Below are 20,532 nucleotides of genomic sequence, written 5' to 3'. Positions count from 1 at the left end.
TGGTTTCTCTGTCAGGAAGGACATGGCGCCATGGTACGTGCCCGGCGACCCTGGAAGGGAAGGAAGCCGGACCGTCGGGACCAGGAAGAGGACCGTCGGGACCAGGAAAGGGAGAGAGAACATGAGTGAGACGATCGCGGGCGTGCGGATCCCGGACAGCGCCCTGGCCCGGGAGGCGACCGAACTGGTCCGTGACGCGGCCTCGCCGCTGCTGTTCGACCACTCCCGGCGCGTGTTCCTCTGGGGAGCGCTGCGCGGGCGGGAACAGGGGCTACGGTTCGATCCGGAGCTGCTGTACGTCGGGGCGATGTTCCACGACCTGGGGCTGACCGAGCGGTTCCGCCGCACCGACCAGCGCTTCGAGATCGACGGTGCCGACGAGGCGCGGCGGTTCCTGCACGCCCACGGCATCACCGGGGAGGAGGCCGACCGGGTCTGGACGGCGATCGCCCTGCACACCACGCCGGAGATCCCGCTGCACATGGCCCCCGAGGTCGCCCTGGTCACCCGCGGAGTGGAACTGGACGTGCTGGGCATCGGCTATCGCGCGGTCTCCGACGAGGAGCGCGCGGCCGTGGTGGCGGCACACCCGCGCCCGGACTTCAAGAACGGGATCCTGGCCGCGTTCACCGAGGGCATCAAGGACCGCCCCGGGACGACGTTCGGCAACGTCAAGGCCGACGTACTCGCCCACTACGTGCCCGGGTTCGAGCGCGGCGACTTCGTCGAGGTCATCAAGGACTCCGCCTGGCCCGAATAGGGCCCGGGGACGTCGTCGTCCCACCCGGCTCCGGCCGGTTCACCCCCTGTGCGTACGGTGGTACGCACCCGCCGCCCGCTCACGCAGAGGTCGTCCATGCCTGCCCAGCAGCCGAGTTCCGCCGTCGCCGACCCACCGGTTCCGGCGGGGTTCGACCCGTCGGTCTGGCGCGTGGCCGGTGATCCGCTGGTCGCCGCGCCGAGGCGGGGTGCGCTGTCCGGCTCCCGGGTCGCGGTGAAGGACCTCTTCGCCGTCGCCGGCCATGCGATCGGGGCGGGGAATCCGGCGTGGCTGCGCGAGGCACCGGTCGAGTCGGCCCACGCCGCGGCCGTCCACATCCTGCTGCGGGCGGGGGCGGACGTCACCGGCATCGCACGGACCGACGAGTTGGCCTACGGTCTGTCCGGCCTCAACGCGCACTACGGGATGCCACCGAATCCGGCGGCTCCCGGGCGGGTTCCCGGAGGCTCCTCCAGCGGCCCGGCCAGCGCCGTCGCCCTGGGGCAGGCCGACATCGGTCTGGGCACGGACACGGCGGGCTCGGTGCGGGTACCCACCTCCTACTGCGGGCTGTACAGCCTGCGGCCGACACACGGTCTGGTCCCGGACACCGGCCGGATCGGCCTCGCACCCTCTTTCGACACCGTGAGCTGGATCACCCGGACACCGCGCCTGCTCCACCGGGTGACCGAGGTGCTCCTTCCGCGGCGGCCCGCTCAGCCCGTCGAGCGGCTGCTCCTGGCCACGGACCTGTTCGACCTGGTGGACCCGGAACTGCGTCTCCCGCTGCACGACGCGGCCCACGCGTGGGCGGAGCGGCTGGCCCTCCCCCTGCAGCCGAGGAGCAGCACCTGCGGGGCGCATCTCGAGGAGTGGGCGGAGGCGCTGGGTGTCCTCCAGGCCGCGGAGATGTGGCAGCTGCACGGCAGCTGGCTGCGGAGGCACCACGAGGCCGTCTCGCCCCTCGTCGCGGACGCCATCGCCGCGGGCGAGGACATGCCGGCCGAATACCTCGCGTGGGCCCGGGACACGGTGAGCCGGGCGAGGAGCGTGCTCGCCGCACTGATCCCGCCCGGCACCGCGCTCGTACAGCCCGCGGCCCCGACGGCGGCTCCCCCGCCCGGCCCGGCCGTCACCGGCATGGCGCTGCGTTCCGCGACCGTGCGGCTGATCTGCGCCGCGAGCGTGGCGGGCCTGCCGGTCCTGACCCTGCCCGGAGCGCGGGGCCCGGCCGGCCCCGTCGGACTCGGTCTCGTCGCGACCGCCGGAAGCGACCAGGCCCTGACCGCCGCACTCGCCCGTCGCACCACCGACCCCGCGCCCCCCGCACCGCACTGACGCCCCTGCATCGTTCCGCTGGGCCCGGGCGGGCCGTCACGGCGGAAGGCGGCCGGCGCGGCGGACGGGCCCGGCGGTGGACGTGACGCACGGCCGGCCCGGACCGCGTGTGCGGTGCGGGCCGGCCGTGCTCAAGGGTCCGGCTCACCCCTCCAGGGCCGGATCCTGGGTGAACGCCGCGTGGAAGCGACGGGTGTGGTCCACCCGGCGTGCCGGGCCGGTCAGGGTGACCGTCGCCGTCAGACGGGCGTCGGTGCTCGACGCGGCCAGGCGGAGTTCCAGGTCCCCGGGTTCGACGACCCGGTGGCCGTCGCGGCCGGTGAAGGAGGCCACGTCGGCCGGGACCGTGACGCGGACCCGGCGTGCCTCGCCCGGTTCCAGGTCCACCCGGGTGTAGCCGACGAGGCGCTGCACCGGCTGGACGACGGAGGCGACCGGGTCGTGCAGGTAGAGCTGGACGACCTCGGTGCCGGAGCGGTCACCGGTGTTGCGGACGGTGAGGGCGAGGGTGAACTCGCCTTCCGTGGTGGCCTCCTCGGCGTCCACGGCGAGGTCGCTCCAGGCGAACGCCGTGTACGTCAGGCCGTGGCCGAAGCCGAAGGCCGGGGTGGGGTCGATGTTGGACACCTCGCTGGCCTGGGCGAGCCGGGCTCCGAGGTACGTGGTCGGCTGGGAGCCCGGGCCGCGCGGCACGCTGACCGGGAGCCGGCCGGAGGGGTTGGTGCGGCCGCTGATCACCCGGGCGATCGCCCGGGTGCCGGCGACACCGGGGAAGAAGGACTGCACGATCGCCGCCGACTCGCCGGTGGCCCGGCCGAGCGCGTACGGGCGCCCCGCGAGGAGGACGGTCACCACGGGTGTGCCGGAGTCCAGCAGTGCGTCGAGCAGCTGCTGCTGGGCGCCGGGCAGGGCGAGGGACTCCGCGTCGCAGCCCTCACCGCTGGTGCCGCGGCCGAAGAGGCCGGCGCGGTCGCCGAGGACGGCGACGACGACGTCCGCGTCCCGGGCCGCGTCCACCGCCGCGCCGATGCCGGCCGGGTCCCCGTCGTCGACGCCGGTGCCGCGGGCGACGGTGATGTCCGCGTCGGGGAACTCGGCGGCCAGGGTGTCCCGCAGCGTGGGCAGGTCGATGCCGACCGGGACGTCCGGGTGCTGCACACCCACGTGCTGGGGGAAGGAGTAGCAGCCCAGTACGGCGGTGCCCTCGGTGGCGTTGGGGCCGACCAGGGCGATGCGGCGGGGCCGGGCCAGCGGCAGGGTGCCGTCGTTGCTGAGCAGGACGACGGCCTTCTCGGCGATCTCGTGGGCCAGTTCGCGGTTCTCGGGCCGGTCCAGGTCGACCGTGCCGCGCAGGGCGTCCGGGTCGTCCGGGTCGGCGCCGTCGAGCGCGGGCGGTACCGGGCTCCAGTCGGGGTCGAGCAGGCCCAGCATCGCCTTCTGGCCGAGGACGCGGCGCAGTGCGCGGTCGATGAGCGCCTCCGGGACCCGGCCGTCGGCGACGGCCTCGGCGAGCGGTGCGCCGAAGGTCTTGACGGTGGGCAGTTCGATGTCGACGCCGGCCTGGAGAGCCGCGCCCGCGGCCTCCGCCCAGTCGCCCGCGACGCCGTGCAGGATCTTGAGGAAGGCGATGCCGAAGTAGTCGGCGACGACGGTGCCCTCGAAACCCCAGGTGTCGCGCAGGAGTTCGGTGAGCAGGCTCTCGTCGGCCGCGGCGGGGACGCCGTCGGTGTCCGTGTAGGAGTGCATGACCGAGCGGGCGCCGCCCTCGCGGATCGCCATCTCGAAGGGCGGCAGCAGGACATCGGCCCGTTCGCGGGCGCCCATGGGCGAGGGGGCGAGGTTGCGTCCGGCGCGGGAGGCCGAGTAGCCCACGAAGTGCTTGAGGGTGGCGACGATCCCGGCGGACTCCAGCCCTCGGACGTAGGCCGTGCCGATGGTGCCGACGAGGTACGGGTCCTCTCCGATGGTCTCCTCCACGCGGCCCCAGCGGGCGTCGCGGACCACGTCGAGGACGGGCGCGAGTCCCTGGTGGACGCCGACGGAGCGCATGTCGCGGCCGATGGCGGCGGCCATCCGGCGCACCACGTCCGGGTCGAAGGTGGCACCCCAGGACAGCGGGACGGGGTAGGCGGTGGCGCCCCAGGCGGCGAAGCCCGCCAGGCACTCCTCGTGCGCGACGGCGGGAATGCCGAAGCGGTTGGCGGAGGTGATGCGGGACTGGGTGCGCATCAGGGAGAGCGCGCCGAGCGCCGGGTCGACGGGTGCGGTGCCGAAGGGACGGGTCAACTGGCCCAGACCGTGCGGAAGAAGCGCGTCGAGGTCGACGGCCTCCTCCATGTCGTGCTGGTGCGGGGCGACTTCGCCGCCGTTGGCGGACGCGCCCACCCACACGCCGTACAGCTGGGCGATCTTCTCCTCCAGGGTCATCGCGCCGATGAGCGCGTCGACCCGGGCGGGGACGGGGAGGTCGGGGTCGTTCCAGAGGGGGGCTTCGGGGGTGGTCTCTACGGCCACGTTGGCGGTCACTTTCCTCCGACACCCATCAGGCCCTGGACCAGGGCGCGACGGGCGAACAGGTAGACGAGCAGGATGGGCACCATGGACAGCACCACGGCTCCCAGCAGACCGGGGATGTCGATGCCGTGTTCGGTCTGGAAGTTGTACAGGCCCAGGGTGACGACCTTGCTGGAGTCGGACTGGGTCAGGACGAGGGGGAACAGGAAGCCGTTCCATGCCTGGAGCGCGGAGAACACCACGATCGTGGACAGTCCGCCCCGCGACAGCGGCAGCACGAGCTGGAAGAACATGCGTCGCGGGGAGGCGCCGTCCATGGCCATGGCCTCGTACAGCTCGGGTGAGATGTCGCGCATCGCGCCGCTGAGGATCAGCGCCGACATCGGCAGGCAGAACGCCGCCGTGGGCAGGATGACGCCCAGCAGGTTGTCGTACAGCCCTGCCTCGCTGATCAGGTAGAACATCGGCACGATGACGGCCTGGGCGGGGATGGCGAGGCCGAGGAGGAACAGCCGGAAGATCGCCGACGTGGTCCTGCCGCGGCTGCGGACGATCGCGTAGGCGAGCGGCGGGACCAGCAGCAGCACGATGCCGATCACGCAGGCGGTGACGACGAGCGTGTTGAAGAAGTACTGGCCGAAGCCGGAGTCGAAGGCGCCGGTGTAGTTGTCCAGGGTGAAGCTGTCCGGGATCGAGACCGGGCCGTTCTCGGCGTAGTCCTGGCGGGTGCGCAGGGTGGCGGCGAGCAGCACGTACAGCGGCAGGCCGACCAGGAGGAGCCAGAAGAGCGATCCGACGCCGGCCACGTAGTTCGGTCGGCGCCTCATGACACACCCTCCATGGAGCTGCGCATCTTGTCGTATCCGGAGGCCCGGACGACGATCAGCGAGATGATCGTGGCCGCGACGACCAGGACCAGGGCGATGGCGGATCCGGTGCCGTAGTCGAAGCTCTTGAAGGCCTTGTCGTACATGTAGTAGGCGCTGATGGTGGTGTCGGTGCCGGGGCCGCCCTGGGTCAGGATGAGGACCGTCTCGAACGTGGTCAGGCCGCCGACGATCATCAGGATCATCGAGGTGATCATGGCGTTGCGCAGCTGCGGCAGGGTGATGTGGAAGAACTGCCGGTAGCGGCCCGCCCCGTCGATCTCCGCGGCCTGGTAGAGCACGTTCGGGATCGCGCGGGCGGCGCCCTGGTAGATCAGGGTGTGGAACGGGGTGAACTGCCAGGTGCTGACGAACGCCAGCACGCCGATGGCGGTGGCCTGTTCGCCGAACAGGTTGCCGTCGCCGAAGAGCCAGGTGGCGTCGGCCGGGATGCCGAAGTTCGGGTCGAGCAGCGCGCGCCACAGCACGGAGACGGCCGTCGCGGACAGCAGCAGCGGAATGAAGTAGATGACGGACAGCACGGCCCGGTTGCGCTGGTAGCCGGCGGCCCAGACACCCAGCACGATGCTCAGCGGTGTCTGGATGACCACGCCGAGCACGGTCAGCAGCAGGGTCAGCCAGATGCTGTTGACCATCACCGGGTCGTCCATCAGGCGCGACCAGTTGTCCATGCCGACGAACCGGGGCGAGCTGAGCCCGTCCCAGGTCATGAAGGACAGCACCGCGACCATGATCAGCGGGGTGATGGCGAAGAGGGCGAAGAACACCGCGGCGGGCAGGGCCCAGACGAAGCCGGGGCGGCCCACCTTCGTCGAGGAGGGGGCGGGCGGCCGCCGCCGGGACCCCTTCCGGGGTCCGGCGGCGGGCGGCGCGCTCGTGGTCTTTGTGGTCATGAGCCGTTCGTCACTCGGTGGGGAGGGCCTGCATGGCCTTGATGAAGCCGTCCGTGTCGAGCTGTCCGTTGAAGAACTGCTGGATGGCCTTGTGCAAGTCCGAGCTCGACTTCTGCGGGTACGCCTGGTCCCAGGAGAGCTGGAACGACGGGGCGTCGGCGACCAGGTCGTACTGGAAGCGCGCGTAGTCGGGGTTCGCGGCGGTGTCGATGAACTTGTCGGTGTTGGTGGTGGTCGGCAGGTTGCCGATCTCCAGCTGCGCCTTGACGAAGTCGTCGGAGTACATGAGCTTCAGGAACTCGGCGACCGCCTCGGGGTGCTTGGTCTTCTTCATCACCGAGTAGTAGTTGTTGGTGTTGCCGGCGATGTTGGCCGGGTCGCCCTTGCCGCCCTCGACGGCCGGGAAGGTGGTGTAGCCGAGGCCCTTCTCGGCGAAGTCCTTGTGGTCCGTGAGCTGCTGGGAGTAGTACCAGGAGCCCATCAGCTCGAAGCCGGCCTTGCCGGACGCCAGGAGCTGGACCGAGCCGCCGTTGGTGTACTTGACGGAGTCGTAGTTCTTGCCGAAGGCTCCGGCGTCGACGAGCTCCCTGATCATGCTCAGGGCCTTCTTGGCGTCCGGGCTCTCCCAGGCGCTCTTGTCGCCCTTGAGGGCCTTCGCGAGCAGGTCCGGTCCGGCGATGCGGTCGAAGAGGTACTGGAACCACATCTGCGTGGGCCAGATGTCGCCGCCGCCGAGCGCGATCGGCGTGACGCCGGCGTCCTTGAGCTCCTTGACGGCGTCGAGCAGTTCGTCCCAGGTCTTCGGCGGCTCGACGCCCGCGTCGGCGAGGACGGTCTTGTTGTGGAAGAGCAGGACCGGCTGGGTACCGCGCATCGGTATGCCGTACGGCTTGCCGTCGACGACGGCGTTGTTGAAGACGGACGGCAGGAACTTGTTCTCCAGGTCCGGGTTCTTCTTGATGAAGTCGTCCAGCGGCATCAGCAGGTCGGCCTTGACGAAGGGCTTGATGCTGCCGCCGCCCCAGTTGAAGAAGACGTCCGGCGCCTGCGGGGTGCTGATGATCGTCTGCAGCTTCTTCTGGTAGTCCGCACCGGGGATGGTGTCGAGGACGACCTTGACGTCGGACGTCTTGTTGAACGTGTCGACGAGCCGCTTCTCGACCTTGTTGGTGGCGTCCCCGTAGACCAGGACATGGATCTTGCCGTCGTCCGCCGACCCCCCGCCGCCGTCGCCACCGCAGGCCGAGAGGGTCAGTGCCAGGGCGAGCGTCGCACCGCAGGCGACCAGTCTGGGCAAGCGCGCACGTGTCTTCATCGTTCGCCTTTCGAAAGTTTCGGCGTCATCGCCGAAAGTCCATGCCGTGGGACAGTAGGTCAGACGGGACTTTCGGTCAACGGTCGGATCAGCACTCGCCCAAACCGTTATCCGGGCACGGTGCCGTATCCTGCGCCTATGCACGATGACCACGAGGCGAGCGGCAGAGTCACCCTGGCCACGGTGGCGAAAGAGGCCGGCGTTTCGATGCCGACAGTTTCGAAGGTCCTCAACGGCCGATCGGATGTCTCCCGCGCCACCCGGGCCAAGGTGGAACGGCTGCTCGACGTCCACGGCTACCGCCGTCGCGCCCAGCCGTCGTCGCGCTCACCGCTCATCGAGATCGTCTTCCACGAGTTGGAGAGCGTCTGGGCGATGGAGCTGATCCGGGGCGTGGAGAACGTCGCCAAGGAGAACCGCGCGACGGTGGTCCTCACCGAGAGCGGCACCCGGCACACCCCCGCCCCGGAATGGCTCCCGGGCGTGCTGCAACGCCGGCCCCTGGGTGTCGTCCTGGTCTTCTCCACCCTCCCGGAGGACATCAAGGCGCAGCTCAGGGCGGCGGCCATCCCCTTCGTCGTGATCGACCCGGCGGGCGATCCGGACCCCGACGTCCCCTCGGTCGGCTCCGCGAACTGGGCCGGCGGCCTGGCCGCGACCCGTCACCTCACCGACCTCGGCCACGAGCGGGTCGCCATCATCACCGGCCCCGAGGACATGCTCTGCTCCCTGGCGCGCCTCGACGGCTACCGCTCCGCCATGGCGATGGCGGGCCTGGAGTCCGACCCGCGCCTGACGCGCTTCGGCGACTTCCACGTCCAGAGCGGCTTCGAGCACGCCATGGACCTCCTCGACGGCCCCGACCGTCCGACCGCGGTCTTCGCGGGCAGCGACCTCCAGGCCCTCGGCGTCCTGGAGGCGGCCCGCGTCAAGGGCCTGCGCGTCCCGCAGGACCTGTCGGTGGTGGGGTACGACGACGTCCCCCTGGCCCAGTGGTCGAGCCCGCCCCTCACCACCGTCCACCAGCCCTTGCGCCACATGGCCGAGGAGGCCTCCCGCATGCTCCTGCGCCCCGACGCCTCCGACACCCCGGGCACGGCGGCCCAGCGCATCGAACTGGCCACGCACCTGGTGGTGCGGCAGAGCACCGCCCCGTTCGAGAGGGCGTGAAGCGGCCGACGGCGTCCCGGCGCGACCGGCGGGCCCCCTGGAGCGGCCCGGCGGCGCGCGAGGCCACCGGGGCCCCGCGGTGTGCGGTCAGGCGGGTACCGGGGTCATCCCGCGGCGGGGACGAGCCGCCCGGCCAGGTGGTCCACGGCGGCGTGCAGGTGCAGCCGGACTCCGGTGACCAGGGTGTCGTCGTCGAGGTAGAAGCGCGGGTTGTGGTTGGCGACGACCCCCCGTCCGCCCGGGGCGGGCAGCGGCGTGCCGTCCGCGGCGAGTTCCGCGTCCTGGGCGCCGAGGAGGACGTACAGGCCGCCGTACCTGCGGACGAACTCGGAGACGTCGTCGTAACCGAGGCCGCCCGGGGTCTCGACCACACGGGCGTCGCCGACGACACGGCGGAAGGCCGGCAGGGCGGCCTCGACCCACTCCTCGCGGTTGTGGACGGGCGGCACGTCCTGCAGGAACTCCGTCGTGGCCGTGCAGCCGTAGGCGCGGGCGGTGTGCTCGGCGAGGGCGGCGAACTGCCGCCGCACCTCTTCCATGGTGTCCTCGACGGCGCAGCGGACGGTGCCCCACAGGGTGACGCTCTCACCGATGATGTTGAACCGGCCGACGTCCTCGACGTGCCCCATGGTCACGGCGATCGGGTCGAAGGCGTTCGTCCGGCGGTAGAGCTGACCGATGCCGGTGAGGACGGCGCCGGCCGCGGGCATGGGGTCGACGCCCATCCAGGGTGTGGAGGCGTGGACCTGCCGGCCGCTGATGACGGTCCTGACCACGCAGGAGGCGCCGTACTGGTTGCCGACGCGGTACCCCACCCAGCCCTTGGGGTAGGGGGCCACATGCATGCCGAACACCATCGTGGGGGCGGGGTCGTCGAGGGCGTTCTCGGCCAGCATCAGCCGCGCGCCGCCCTCCTCGGTGACGGGCGGGCCCTCCTCGGCCGGCTGGAACACGAACAGCACCGTCCCGGGCAGTTCCCCGCGCATCCCGGCGAGCACGGTCGCGGCGCCCAGCAGCATGGCCGTGTGGCCGTCGTGGCCGCAGGCGTGCGAGACGGGGAAGGGCCCTCCCGGGTAGTCCTCGTCGACCACGTCCGACGCGAACTCCTCCCCACAGCGGTCCGGGACCGGCAGCGCGTCGGTGTCGGCCCGCAGGGCGATGACCCGCCCTCCCGGGCGGCCTCCCCGCAGCACCCCCACCACTCCGTGACCGGCGATACCGGTGCGCACCTCGTCGAGACCCAGCGACGTCAGGTGGTCCGCGATCAGTTGCGCGGTGTTCACCTCGCGGTTGGACAGCTCCGGATGCCGGTGCAGGTGGTGACGCCATCGAACCACCTGGGCCGCGATCTGCTCCGCTCCCCGGTCCAGCTCCGTGTGAACGGTCTCCGTCGTCATCGGTCAGCGCCTTCCCGCGCCCCCGCCGCATCAGGACGTACCAGCACATCGCCTTCCAGCATGAGGGACCCGAACGCCTCGGACCAGCGGGCCGGTACCCGGCTGGACACCGGTCCCGCCGGCGCGGCGCGCGGACACCTCGCCGGCGGGGTCGACCGGGGTCAGGGGGGCCGCCGTCCCGGGACACCCGTCACGGCACCTCCGGGCGTACGAGCGCCCGGGCGAAGGGCTCGCCGGTACGGCGGGCGTGCGCCATCCGCTCGCGTACCTCCCTCGGCGTGCGCGGCCGGTACCCGGGCCCGCCGCAGCAGCTCTTGTGGAAACGGACTCCCGCGTGCAGCAGGACGGACAGCACCCGCCATGCCCGGGCGTCCCGGCGCGGCGGCGCGGCGAAGGCCGACCCCACGTGGACCAGCGGCTGCGAGCAGCGCGGACAGGGTCGCCGCCCGGCATCGGCCCGCGGCTCGCGCGACGGGTGGGGCAGCTTGTACGCGGCCCGGCAGGGGAGGCAGACGTAGGAGGTCTTCGAGGGAGGCATGCCGCCAGGGTAGGAAGCCGTCCCTGCCCGGTGCGACGGGTTTTCACCGTCGGGCCTCCCCGCGTCGCGCGCCTGCGCGTCCCGCGCCGAGTCGAACCCGGCACGACCGGAGTCCGACGCCGCGGCCACGCTGACAGGGCGTCAGCAGTGCCTGTTCCGGGGGAAGATGACTTCCCCCGGCGCGCGGGGTCCCTACACTCGCGATCATGCATACTCCAGACACCCTGTCCGAGCCCTCCGTCGGCGGTGCCGCCGAACCGGCGCTCTTCAGCACCATGTCCACCATGCGGGCCATGCGGCGCCTGCTGCCCGACCCGGTCTCCGACGAGCTGCTGGACCGGCTGATACAGGCGGCCGTGTGGGGGCCCAGCGGCGGCAACATGCAGCGGTACGAGTACGTCGTCGTCACCGACCGGGCGGTCATGGCGGAGCTCGCGCCGCTGTGGAAGCGGTGTGTGGACGCGTATCTGGCCACGACCGGCAAGTACGCGCCCGCCGGCATGGACGAGGCCGCGTACGCACGCATGGTCGCCGCCATCGAGTACCAGCGTGACCACTTCGCCGAGACGCCGGCGCTGATCATCCCCTGCTACCGGTTCCCGGAGCCGAGGATCGAGGAGGAAGGGCTGCGTGTCCATGCCGAAGCCCTCGGGCCGGACGCGACGGCACGCATGGGACGGACACAGGAACGGTTCGCCGCCCTCGCGGAAGGCTCGTGCGTCTATCCGGGGGTGCAGAACCTGCTGCTCGCCGCGCGAGGTCTGGGTCTGGCCGCCAACATCACCATCTGGCACCTGTTCCTGGAGGAGGAGTGGAAGGCGGCGCTCGGTATCCCCGAGGAGATGAACACGTTCGCGGCCATCCCGGTGGGGTGGCCGCGCGGTAGGTTCGGGCCGGTGAGCCGGCGCCCGGTGGCGGAGGTCGTGCACCGCGACCGCTGGTAGGCCGCGACCGGGCGGATACGGGACCGTGACCGCCCGGCGGCGGGTCAGCGGCCGGTGCCGCGTTCGCGGCGCAGGCGGCGCAGGACCACGACGAGGTCCAGGAGGGCCGTCAGGGCGAGGAATCCGCAGACCGCCGCGATGAAGATCAGGGGGCCCCGGCCGGGGCTGTCGCCCGGGCCGGCGTCCGCAGCCCATACGGCGAAGAGGGCGCAGCCCGCGACGAACAGCGGGAGGAAGACGCCGGCGAGCACCGCCCGCAGCCGCAGCGGGCTGCGGGCGGTGACCGGTTCGGTGCCGGAGCGAGGGAATCGGCGGCCGATCGTTCCGGAGTGGGCGCGGGAGACGGGCTTCCCGGCCCGGTCGGTCTCTTCGTCGCGCATCGCGGCGCACCTCCTCGGTCGCGTGCGGAGGGCGGCCGGGTAGCCGTTCGTCACCGGGGCAAACCGGTATCCAAGAGCCGTACCGGGTACTCGTGGGCGACCACCGCACCATGAGGAAGGACGTCACCTCATGCAGCACGACGAGATCATCGGAAAAGTACAGGCCCTCACGCGGCTGCCGGACCGGGGTTCAGCCGAAATGGCCACCCGTGCCGTGCTGACCACGCTGGCCGAACGGCTGCCGTCCGGGCTCACGGGCCACGTCGCCGCCCAGCTGCCGCCGACCCTGGCGGCACCCATGCGGCAGGCCAGGGAGGCCGTCGCGGAGGACGAGCGTTTCGGTCTGACGACGTTCGCCGGCCGGATCGCCGGCCGTGCGGAGACGGACGAGGACGCCGCGCTCCTGGAGGCCGCCGCCGTACTGGAGGTGCTGGACGCCGCCCTCGCTCCCGAGCTGACCGAGAAGGTGGTCGCGGCGCTGCCCAGGGACATCGGTGGCCTGCTGCCCTCGGGCCGGGCCGACGAGTCCCCGTGAGGAGGGGGCGGGCATGCTGTCGGCGACCGTGACGATTCCCTCGGGCGGGACGGCTCTCGCCGGTGATCTCGAGATTCCCGCCGAGGTGCGCGGGATGGTGCTGTTCGCGCACGGCAGCGGCAGTTCGCGGCACAGCCCCCGCAACCGGGCCGTCGCCGCCGCACTGCGGTCGGCGGGATTCGGCACACTGCTCCTCGACCTGCTGACGGAGGAGGAGGAACGCGAGGACGCCGGGACGGGAGAGCACCGGTTCGACATCGGGTTGCTGTCCCGGCGGCTGGCGCACGCGATCGACTGGCTGGGGCAGCGTCCGGACACCGTGGACCTTCCGGTGGGACTGTTCGGGGCCAGCACGGGTGCGGCGGCCGCGCTGGTGGCGGCGGCGGAGCGGCCCGCGCGGGTGTCGGCCGTCGTGTCACGGGGCGGACGTCCGGATCTGGCGGGCGACGCGCTGGCGCTGGTCGCCTCCCCGGTGCTGCTCGTCGTCGGGGGTGACGACGAGACGGTCCTCGGTCTGAACCGCCGGGCCGCGGAGCGGCTGCCCGGTGAACACCGGGTGCACGTGGTGCCCGGTGCGACCCATCTCTTCCCCGAACCGGGGGCGTTGGAGGAGGTCGCCCGGCTCGCCGCCGAGTGGTTCGGTGAGCGTCTGTGACCGGGCGTGCGGCGAGCCGCAGCGGGGTGCTCGCTGCGGCTCGCCCTCGTCCAGCGGGTTCCGCTGTGACGGTTCAGTTCGTGGCGCAGGAGACCGTCGGCCAGGTCCAGTTGCCGTTGGTCTGGATCGTCACCCCCCAGGTGTTGCCGCTGCCGTTGGATTTCGCGACGAGTGTCTGGCTGTCGGGGTAGGACGTGCTGACGTTCCAGGTCGCCGACACCTTCGCCGGTGACGGCACCTTCATGGTCACGGTCCAGTTGTTCGCGCCGGAGACCGAGACGTCGAGGTTGTAGCGGTCGCCCCAGCGGCTGCCCGCCGACAGGGTCGCGGTGCACGCGGTCCCCCCGCCGCCACCGCCGTCCCCTCCCCCGCCGCCGGAGCCGTCCGGGGCGACCGCACGGCCGGTCTGCGGGGAGATCATGCCGGTGCACAGGCCCCGGGAGGCGAGGTTCTGCGCGATGCGCGGGATCGCGGCGACGGTGTTGGCCGGCCAGTCGTGCATCAGGATCACCTGGCCGTTGGTGAGCCGGGACGCCGCCTGCACGATGGCGTCGGTGCTCGCGTTGTTCCAGTCCTGCGAGTCGACGTCCCAGATGACCTCGGTCAGACCGTACTTGGCCTGCACCGAGCGCAGGGTCGAATTGGTCTCGCCGTACGGCGGCCGGAACAGCTTCGGTGTGCCGCCGCCGGCGTTCGCGATCGCCTGCTGGGTGCGGGCGATCTCCGAGTCCATCTGGGCCTGGCTCAGCTGGGTCATGTGGGGGTGGGTGTAACTGTGGTTGGCGACCCACATACCCGCGTCGACCTGGGCCTTGACCAGGGCGGGGTTGGCGGCGGCGTACTGGCCCTGGTTGAACATCGTGGCCCGCAGCCCGTTCTGCCTGAGCGCGTTGAGCAGGTTGGTGGTGGTGCCTGCCTGGGGGCCGTCGTCGAAGGTGAGTGCCACGTAGCCGTTGCAGGCGGCCGCGTGCGACTCGGGCGCGTTGACGGTCGACGTCACGGTTCCCGCCACGGTCAGTGCGGCGACGGCCAGACCCGGGAGCAGGTAGCGGGTGACCGGCTGTCGTTGTCCGGTGCTCATGTGAGGGGTCCTCCTCGGACGGGGTCAGCCGGCGCTGCAGGAGACCGTCGGCCAGGTCCAGTTGCCGTTGGTCTGGATGGTGGTGCCCCAGGTGTTGCCGCTGCCGTTGGGCCTGGCGACGAGCGTCTGGCTGTCGGGGTAGGACGCGCTGACGTTCCAGGTCGAGGAGACCTTCGCCGGTGACGGCACCTTCATGGTGACGGTCCAGTTGCTGGAGCCGCTCACCGAGACGTTGAGGTTGTACCGGTCGCCGAACCGCTCGCCTGCCGACAGGGTCGCGGTGCAGCCGCCGTTGTTGCCGCCTCCGCCACCACCGCCGCCGTTGCCGCCGCCACCGCCGGAGCCTTCGCTCACCGTGATGTTGGAGCTGCCGCTGCTCTGGTAGCCCTCGGTGGCCATGATCATGTAGTTGTGGCTGCCCAGGTTCATGCCCTTGCTCGCCCAGGCGTCGAAGTGGTTGCCGCTGGTGATGGTGCCGCCCGTGCGCTTGGACTGCCGGACGCTCCAGTACTGGTCGAAGGTCCTGGTGCCCTCGATCGAGGGGGCGTTGTACCGGGTCGTCTTGTAGATGTCGTACGTGCCGCCGTCGGTGGTGACGGTGCCCTTGTACTCGCCGGTGGGCCGGTAGGTGCCCCAGTTGTCGACGATGTAGTACTCGATGAGCGGGCCGGTGGTCCAGCCGTAGAGCGTCAGGTACGCGTTGCCGGACGGGTTGAAGCTGCCGGAGTAGTTGACGGTCTTGCGGCCGCCGGTGCTCCAGCCCTTGCCGGCGACGAAGTTGCCGGTGTTGCGCCACTGGGTGCTGTAGTTGCCGCCGGAGCCCAGGTCCATGGAGACGGTTCCCTGGGCGTCGGTCCAGAACGAGTACCACCAGCCGTTGTTGGTGCCGGTCTGATTCGTGGTGACGGCGGCGGTGGCGGTGGTGGCGGTCAGGAGCAGCGCGGTGACGGCGGCCAGCGCGATCGTCCAGACACTTCTGACGCTGAGCAGCAGGCGGCCGCGGCGGCGGCCCTCGGGGCGGACGGACACGTTCATGTGGTGCGCCTCCTGTGACGGCTCGATGGGGAGGTCGATGCCGGACAGTGTTGGCCTGTGCGCGTCAAGCGTCAACAGTTTCGGTCGATGTTTCGAAATCTTCGCTGCACCCGGAGCGTGCTCCTTCTGGGGTATCCGCAGTTCAGACGTCGCTTTGACCAAGTCAAGTTCAAGCAGGACTCGGTCACGTCGACGAGCGACCCGAAGCCTGACGACACATCAGCGAATGTTTCGAACCGGGCCAGGTCTCGCGGACCGGACAGGCGAGATGCCCGCGCTGCGCCGGGACGACCGTGCGCCCCTCACCGAGCCGCGGGCGGTGGCCGGGCTGTCCGGTACGGCTGTGAAGCGGCGGCTGGAGCGACTGCGCGCCACCGGCACGCTGTACCCGGCCGGGAATACGACACCGGGCCGGCCGGGCAGGGCGTCGGGGCGCTGCTCCGGCTGACCGTCGCGCCGCGGGCGCTCGCCCGGGCGCACCGGGTCAGGTGGGTGTCGTCCAGCGGGGTGCGGTCTCCGCCCAGGCCGTGTCCCAGTCGGCCAGGTTGCGGCGGCGCAGCACGAGGGCGGTCAGGGCGTGGGCGGCGGCGCCGGTGAGGGCGACGCCCATGGCGGCGAGGAGGGCCCAGCCCGTGGTGCGGCTGCGGACCTCCTTCGACGTCAGCGGCGGCTCCGTCGCCTCACCGTCCTCGGTGATCCAGATGCGTACCGTGTTGTCGGCGCTCAGCCCGGGCCGGACCTCGGCGCGGGTGGTGCGGGTGCGGCCCTCGCGGGTGACGACACGGACCTCGACCGGGTAGCGGGTGTGCTTCTCCTCGTCCGAGCCCGGCTCCGGGTGACGGGGCGCGTCCCGGGTGAGCGTCGCGTCCGTCTCGTACCTGGTCTGCGTCTGGTGACGGGCGAGGTCCTCGTAGTGGCCGCGGGCGACGTCGCCGACGACGACGGCGGTCACGGGCGCCACGGCCAGGACGGCGACCAGCACGCCGAGGCCGATCCAGGTCTGCAGCCGGTCGGTGCGACGGCGCAGGGGGTTGCGCCGCCGGCGCCACGGCAGGGGACGCGAGGGCGCGCCGGGGGGCGGCTGTGCCGGAGTTGTCTCGCCCGCCACGTCGTATCTCCCTTCGCGCGGGGCCGCAGGCATTCGGGGTGGGTCAGAGGGTTCCGGTGGCGGAGGGGTGGTGGTGGGCCGCGGCGAGGAGGCCGGCGGCGCCCCGGACGGCGGCGGTGTGCGGGGACGGCACCGGCTGGACCGGGCAGCCGAGGCTGTCGGGCAGGTCGCGGGTGATGTCGGGGCGCAGCGCCCCGCCGCCGGCCAGCAGGACGCCGCGGCGCAGGGCGGTGCGGGTGAGGGAGGTGCGGTCCTGCCGCAGCATCGCCGTCACCATGCCGGTCACCGCCTCGGTGATCAGTTCGGGTTCCGTGCCGTCGGAGAGGTCTCCGGTGCCCAGCGCGGTGCGGCGGGCGTCGGTCACCGCGCCGTCCGCGAGCAGCACCACCTCGGTGAGGTGGGCGCCGATGTCCACGACCAGCAGCGGACGGACGTGGTCGGCGCCCGCGGCCAGCGCCACCGCCCGCGCGCCGGGCACCGTCAGCACGGAGCGCGGCCGCAGGATCTCCACGGCCGCGCGGGCCGCGGTCCGGAAGGCGAGCCCGTCCAGGACGGGGGCGGTGAGGACGACGAGGGGGCGGCCGATCCTGGGCATCCGGTGGCCGAGCAGCCGGTCCAGCATGCGGGCCGTGCCGGCGGTGTCGACGATGGTGCCGCGCTGGATGGGGTGGACGGCACCGGTGCCGGGGAAGGTCACGGTGGGCACGTCGAGGACCATCCCCCGCCCCGCGATCCACGCGCGAGTGCGGGCGCTGCCCAGGTCGAGAGCGATCCCTGAGCAGCGCCTGCACAGCGGCCAGTGCCGGTGACGTACCGGAGCCGGCCGGGGGTGCCGGATCACGGTCACCGGCCGGCCTCCCTCACCTGCTGGCAGCGCCCGCAGTAGCGGGCCTGGGGGACGATCAGCAGGCGGTGGCGTTCGACCGGGCGGCGGCACAGATGACAGGTGCCGTAGTTCCCGGACTCCATCCGGGCGAGTGCCGCCTCGACGTCGGCGAGCACCATGCGCGCGGAGGCGGCGAGTTTGACGCCGACCTCGAGCTGGGCGGCGTCCGCCTGCCGGCGGCGGTCGTCGGCACGGGTCGTGGAGGCGAACTGCCGCAGCTGCTCCTGTCGGAACAGCAGCTGCTCGTGCAGGTTCTCGCGCAGCGCGGCGAGGTCCTCGGGTGTGAGGACCGTGTCGGGCTCGTCGATGGTCTGATGGGTCACCACTGCACCCCTTGGGCAGAGCGGGCGAGAAGGACGGAACGAAGGGGGATCAGGCGGCTCGGCTCTGGCAGGCGACGCAGTACCGGGTGTGCGGGAGGATCTCCAGTCGCTCCGGCGGCACGGACTTGGAGCACCCCAGGCAGGTGCCGTAGGTGCCGTCCTCGACCCGGGCGAAGGCCTCGTCGATCTCCGTGAGGACGCGCTTGATGGCGTCCTTCTGGTTGGACATCAGGTGGTCACCGGGGTTCTGCCCGGTGTCGTCGAGGGCCTTGAGCTGTGCGAGGCGGGTCGTTCGGGCGTGTTCGAGCCGCTGACGGACCTCGTCCGCGGCCGGGTTGACGGAGCGCGGTTCGGTGCGGGGCAGGTCGAGCGACACGGAGGGGCCTCCTCAAGACGTACGGATGATGCCCCCACCATCGCCCGCTTTCCGCTTGGGGCCCATTGGGCGCGGTACCCATCTGTGACGGGTCCGAGGACCCACCCCGCTCGGCATGGGTCGGGCGGGCCGTGGGAAATGGGGCGCGGGGCCCATCGACCCGGGCGGTGCGCGGCGGGCACGCTGTGCGCTGTCCGCCGGGACCATGGGGGCCGCCGCCGCGAAAGAATGAGCGGTGACCGACAGTAGAGGCAGACGAGAAAGAGGAAGGCGTGACCTCCGTGTCCCTGTACTGGCGGATCTTCGGGCTCAATGCCGTGGTGCTGGGCAGTGCCACGGCGCTGCTGCTGTGGGCTCCGGTGACCGTGTCCGTGCCGGTGCTGCTCACCGAGGCGGTCATCCTGGTGGGCGGACTCGGTGTGATGCTCGTGGCCAACGCCGCCCTGCTGCGCATCGGGCTGACGCCGCTGGACCGGGTGACCCGGCTGATGTCCACCGTCGACCTGCTGCGTCCGGGGCAGCGGCTGCCCGTGCGCGGTGGCGGGGAGGTGGCCGAGCTGGTCAGCTCCTTCAACGCGATGCTGGAGCGGCTGGAGGGGGAACGCGCCGCGAGCAGCGCCCGTGCCATCCTCGCCCAGGAGGGCGAGCGGCGCCGGATCGCCCAGGAGCTGCACGACGAGGTCGGGCAGAGCATGACCGCCGTGCTGCTGGCGCTGAAGCGGGCCGCGGACGAGGCGTCCGAGCCGCTGCGCGGTGAGCTCCAGCAGGCGCAGGAGATCACCCGGGAGAGCCTGGACGAGGTCCGCCGGCTGGTGCGCCGGCTCCGTCCGGGCGTCCTGGACGACCTGGGTCTGGTCAGTGCGGTGACGTCGCTGGCGACGGAGTTCGCCACGCACACCGGGCTGCGCGTGCGACGCCGTTTCGACGCCGATCTTCCCGTGCTGGACCACGAGACCGAGTTGGTGATCTACCGTGTGGCGCAGGAGAGTCTGACCAACGCCGCCCGGCACGCGGAGGCCCGGAACGTGGAGGTGAGCCTGCGCGGCAGGGACGGTCGTGTCGTCCTGGAGGTCACCGACGACGGGCGCGGCATCGGTGCCGCGCAGGAGGGTGCCGGTCTTCGCGGGATGCGGGAACGGGCGCTGCTGATCGGGGCCATGCTGGACATCTCGAGCCCGGCCGGGGCCGTCCCGGCCCGCACAGCCCTCACCACAGGAATCGGGACACGTGTCCGGCTCACCGTGCCCGCCGTCAGGAAGCAGTCATGAACCGTCAGGAAACGCCCGCCGACCACCGGACGCAGCCGAAGATCCGGATCCTGCTCGCCGACGACCACGCTCTGGTGCGGCGCGGGGTCCGGCTCATCCTCGACCGGGAGCCGGACCTGGAGGTGGTGGCCGAGGCCGGTGACGGCGCGGAGGCCATCGCCATGGCCCGCACGCACGACGTCGACCTGGCGGTCCTGGACATCGCCATGCCGCGGCTGACCGGTCTGCAGGCCGCGCGTGAGCTGACCGCGCTGAAGCCGGGGCTGCGCATCCTGATGCTGACGATGCACGACAACGAGCAGTACCTGTTCCAGGCACTGAAGGCGGGCGCGGGCGGTTATGTGCTGAAGTCCGTCGCCGACCGTGATCTGGTGGCCGCCTGCCGGGCCGCGATGCGGGACGAGCCGTTCCTGTACCCGGGCGCGGTGACCGCGCTGATCCGCAACTACCTGGACCGGGTGCGGCACGGGGAGGAGGCGCCCGAGCAGCTGCTGACGCCCCGCGAGGAGGAGGTGCTGAAGCTCGTCGCCGAGGGGCACTCGTCGAAGGAGATCGCCGAGCTGCTGTTCATCAGCGTCAAGACGGTGCAGCGGCACCGCGAGAACCTGCTGCACAAACTGGGGCTGCGGGACCGTCTCGAGCTGACCCGTTACGCCATTCGCGCCGGACTCGTCGAGCCTTGACCACCGCCCCGCGGGGGCGTGTCCCCCGCCGTCCGTTCCGTGCGGCCGCGGCGGCCGTCGCCGCCTTCGCGGCCGTGCTGCTGGCGCTGGGCGTCACCGGCGGTACCGAGTGCGTTCCCGGTGCCGCGTCCCGCGCGTCCCTGACCGGTGAGTCGCCCGCCCCGACGTCGTACTCCTCCGACACCCGCCCGTACAGCGACGACGCCTACGTCGGTGTCCGCGCGCTGCTCACCCGGCTGGAACGGGACGCCGGTGAGCGGACCATGTTCGACGGGCATCTGCTCTTCACCCCGGCGTACGCGCCGCTGATGCCGCCCCGGCCCGCGCGGCCGGCACCGGCGGCGGGGCACGCGCCGCCGGCGGCCGCGTACGTACCGTCGGATCTGGGGCGGGCTCCGCCCGTCGCCTCCAGCACGTGAGACCCCTTTTTCCTCATATTCGTGTGC

At 72.0% G+C, this 20,532-nt stretch carries 23 protein-coding genes; 10 read left to right on the top strand and 13 right to left on the bottom strand.

Translation table 11 applies throughout. From position 1 onward, the window contains the following. Nucleotides 1–121: 121 nt before the first annotated feature. Both IE172_RS31415 and IE172_RS31410 read left to right on the top strand, forming a co-directional pair. Nucleotides 122–760, top strand: coding sequence for an HD domain-containing protein (locus IE172_RS31415; protein ID WP_190100733.1), 639 nt, complete (start codon nucleotides 122–124; stop codon nucleotides 758–760). A 96-nt stretch (nucleotides 761–856) separates the two neighbouring features. Further along, nucleotides 857–2,098: an amidase family protein gene (locus IE172_RS31410; RefSeq protein ID WP_229886646.1), complete on the top strand. Its 1,242-nt coding sequence runs from the start codon at nucleotides 857–859 to the stop codon at nucleotides 2,096–2,098. Nucleotides 2,099–2,242: 144 nt separating this feature from the next. Here the strand turns inward: IE172_RS31410 and IE172_RS31405 are convergent, their stop codons facing one another. From IE172_RS31405 to IE172_RS31390, 4 genes are read right to left on the bottom strand one after another with little or no spacing between them, the layout of a single operon-like run. After that, nucleotides 2,243–4,624 carry a beta-xylosidase/alpha-l-arabinosidase gene (locus IE172_RS31405; RefSeq protein ID WP_190100732.1) on the bottom strand — a complete coding sequence of 794 codons (2,382 nt, stop codon included), beginning with the start codon at nucleotides 4,622–4,624 and terminating at the stop codon, nucleotides 2,243–2,245. Then, nucleotides 4,621–5,439 carry a carbohydrate ABC transporter permease gene (locus IE172_RS31400; protein WP_190100731.1) on the bottom strand — a complete coding sequence of 273 codons (819 nt, stop codon included), beginning with the start codon at nucleotides 5,437–5,439 and terminating at the stop codon, nucleotides 4,621–4,623. The genes IE172_RS31405 and IE172_RS31400 overlap by 4 nt, the downstream gene beginning before the upstream one ends. Further along, nucleotides 5,436–6,392 (bottom strand): carbohydrate ABC transporter permease, encoded by a 957-nt coding sequence (locus IE172_RS31395; RefSeq protein WP_190100730.1) that lies wholly within the window; start codon nucleotides 6,390–6,392, stop codon nucleotides 5,436–5,438. Before IE172_RS31395 ends, IE172_RS31400 begins: the two co-directional genes overlap by 4 nt. 10 nt (nucleotides 6,393–6,402) lie before the next feature. Further along, entirely contained in the window at nucleotides 6,403–7,707 is a 1,305-nt protein-coding gene (locus tag IE172_RS31390; protein WP_190100729.1) for an ABC transporter substrate-binding protein, read from the bottom strand. A 138-nt stretch (nucleotides 7,708–7,845) separates the two neighbouring features. On the opposite strand from IE172_RS31390, the gene IE172_RS31385 reads away from it, so the two are divergent. Then, nucleotides 7,846–8,877: a LacI family DNA-binding transcriptional regulator gene (locus IE172_RS31385; RefSeq protein ID WP_190100728.1), complete on the top strand. Its 1,032-nt coding sequence runs from the start codon at nucleotides 7,846–7,848 to the stop codon at nucleotides 8,875–8,877. A 104-nt stretch (nucleotides 8,878–8,981) separates the two neighbouring features. Here IE172_RS31385 and IE172_RS31380 read toward each other — a convergent pair whose 3' ends face one another. Beyond that, on the bottom strand, nucleotides 8,982–10,274 hold the full coding sequence (locus IE172_RS31380; protein WP_190100727.1) for a M20 metallopeptidase family protein: 1,293 nt from the start codon (nucleotides 10,272–10,274) through the stop codon (nucleotides 8,982–8,984). Nucleotides 10,275–10,464: 190 nt separating this feature from the next. After that, nucleotides 10,465–10,812 (bottom strand): deoxyxylulose-5-phosphate synthase, encoded by a 348-nt coding sequence (locus IE172_RS31375; protein ID WP_190100726.1) that lies wholly within the window; start codon nucleotides 10,810–10,812, stop codon nucleotides 10,465–10,467. A gap of 206 nt (nucleotides 10,813–11,018) precedes the next feature. Here IE172_RS31375 and IE172_RS31370 point away from each other — a divergent pair, with 206 nt between their 5' ends. After that, on the top strand, nucleotides 11,019–11,756 hold the full coding sequence (locus tag IE172_RS31370; RefSeq protein WP_190100725.1) for a nitroreductase family protein: 738 nt from the start codon (nucleotides 11,019–11,021) through the stop codon (nucleotides 11,754–11,756). A 44-nt stretch (nucleotides 11,757–11,800) separates the two neighbouring features. Here the strand turns inward: IE172_RS31370 and IE172_RS31365 are convergent, their stop codons facing one another. Next, nucleotides 11,801–12,136 (bottom strand): DUF6343 family protein, encoded by a 336-nt coding sequence (locus IE172_RS31365; protein WP_190100724.1) that lies wholly within the window; start codon nucleotides 12,134–12,136, stop codon nucleotides 11,801–11,803. 130 nt (nucleotides 12,137–12,266) lie between these two features. Between IE172_RS31365 and IE172_RS31360 the strand changes: the two genes are divergently transcribed. After that, nucleotides 12,267–12,671 (top strand): DUF2267 domain-containing protein, encoded by a 405-nt coding sequence (locus IE172_RS31360; RefSeq protein ID WP_190100723.1) that lies wholly within the window; start codon nucleotides 12,267–12,269, stop codon nucleotides 12,669–12,671. 13 nt (nucleotides 12,672–12,684) lie between these two features. Then, entirely contained in the window at nucleotides 12,685–13,326 is a 642-nt protein-coding gene (locus IE172_RS31355; protein ID WP_190100722.1) for a dienelactone hydrolase family protein, read from the top strand. A 73-nt stretch (nucleotides 13,327–13,399) separates the two neighbouring features. Here IE172_RS31355 and IE172_RS31350 read toward each other — a convergent pair whose 3' ends face one another. Both IE172_RS31350 and xynA read right to left on the bottom strand, forming a co-directional pair. Then, entirely contained in the window at nucleotides 13,400–14,407 is a 1,008-nt protein-coding gene (locus tag IE172_RS31350; RefSeq protein WP_190100721.1) for a polysaccharide deacetylase family protein, read from the bottom strand. Between the two features lie 24 nt (nucleotides 14,408–14,431). Continuing rightward, the gene (gene xynA, locus IE172_RS31345) at nucleotides 14,432–15,442 is read right to left on the bottom strand and encodes an endo-1,4-beta-xylanase XynA (RefSeq protein ID WP_190100720.1); all 1,011 of its coding nucleotides are present in this window, start codon (nucleotides 15,440–15,442) and stop codon (nucleotides 14,432–14,434) included. A 268-nt stretch (nucleotides 15,443–15,710) separates the two neighbouring features. On the opposite strand from xynA, the gene IE172_RS31340 reads away from it, so the two are divergent. Next, nucleotides 15,711–15,890: a hypothetical protein gene (locus tag IE172_RS31340; protein WP_190100719.1), complete on the top strand. Its 180-nt coding sequence runs from the start codon at nucleotides 15,711–15,713 to the stop codon at nucleotides 15,888–15,890. 36 nt (nucleotides 15,891–15,926) lie between these two features. On the opposite strand, the gene IE172_RS31335 is transcribed toward IE172_RS31340, so the two are convergent. From IE172_RS31335 to IE172_RS31320, 4 genes are read right to left on the bottom strand one after another with little or no spacing between them, the layout of a single operon-like run. Continuing rightward, entirely contained in the window at nucleotides 15,927–16,550 is a 624-nt protein-coding gene (locus IE172_RS31335) for an Rv1733c family protein (RefSeq protein ID WP_190100718.1), read from the bottom strand. A 43-nt stretch (nucleotides 16,551–16,593) separates the two neighbouring features. Further along, nucleotides 16,594–17,397, bottom strand: a complete 804-nt coding sequence (locus tag IE172_RS31330) for a rod shape-determining protein (RefSeq protein ID WP_190100717.1) — start codon at nucleotides 17,395–17,397, stop codon at nucleotides 16,594–16,596. Further along, nucleotides 17,394–17,762: a TraR/DksA family transcriptional regulator gene (locus IE172_RS31325; RefSeq protein ID WP_190100716.1), complete on the bottom strand. Its 369-nt coding sequence runs from the start codon at nucleotides 17,760–17,762 to the stop codon at nucleotides 17,394–17,396. The genes IE172_RS31330 and IE172_RS31325 overlap by 4 nt, the downstream gene beginning before the upstream one ends. A 46-nt stretch (nucleotides 17,763–17,808) precedes the next feature. Then, complete coding sequence (locus tag IE172_RS31320) at nucleotides 17,809–18,135, bottom strand: TraR/DksA family transcriptional regulator (protein ID WP_190100715.1); 327 nt, start codon at nucleotides 18,133–18,135, stop codon at nucleotides 17,809–17,811. A gap of 272 nt (nucleotides 18,136–18,407) precedes the next feature. On the opposite strand from IE172_RS31320, the gene IE172_RS31315 reads away from it, so the two are divergent. Genes IE172_RS31315 through IE172_RS31305 form a run of 3 tightly spaced genes read left to right on the top strand, consistent with a single transcriptional unit; the run spans nucleotide 18,408 to nucleotide 20,505 of the window. Then, nucleotides 18,408–19,403 (top strand): HAMP domain-containing sensor histidine kinase, encoded by a 996-nt coding sequence (locus IE172_RS31315; protein ID WP_190100714.1) that lies wholly within the window; start codon nucleotides 18,408–18,410, stop codon nucleotides 19,401–19,403. Continuing rightward, a complete protein-coding gene (locus IE172_RS31310; protein WP_190100713.1) occupies nucleotides 19,400–20,086 on the top strand; it encodes a response regulator in 687 nt (228 codons plus the stop codon). The genes IE172_RS31315 and IE172_RS31310 overlap by 4 nt, the downstream gene beginning before the upstream one ends. Next, on the top strand, nucleotides 20,083–20,505 hold the full coding sequence (locus IE172_RS31305; RefSeq protein ID WP_190100712.1) for a hypothetical protein: 423 nt from the start codon (nucleotides 20,083–20,085) through the stop codon (nucleotides 20,503–20,505). Before IE172_RS31310 ends, IE172_RS31305 begins: the two co-directional genes overlap by 4 nt. Nucleotides 20,506–20,532 lie beyond the last annotated feature (27 nt).

The sequence above is a fragment of the Streptomyces griseoflavus genome (genome assembly GCF_014649995.1).
Classification (GTDB): domain Bacteria; phylum Actinomycetota; class Actinomycetes; order Streptomycetales; family Streptomycetaceae; genus Streptomyces; species Streptomyces griseoflavus.
Note: the sequence above shows the minus strand (reverse complement) of the source record. Positions and strands in the feature narration are given on the sequence as shown.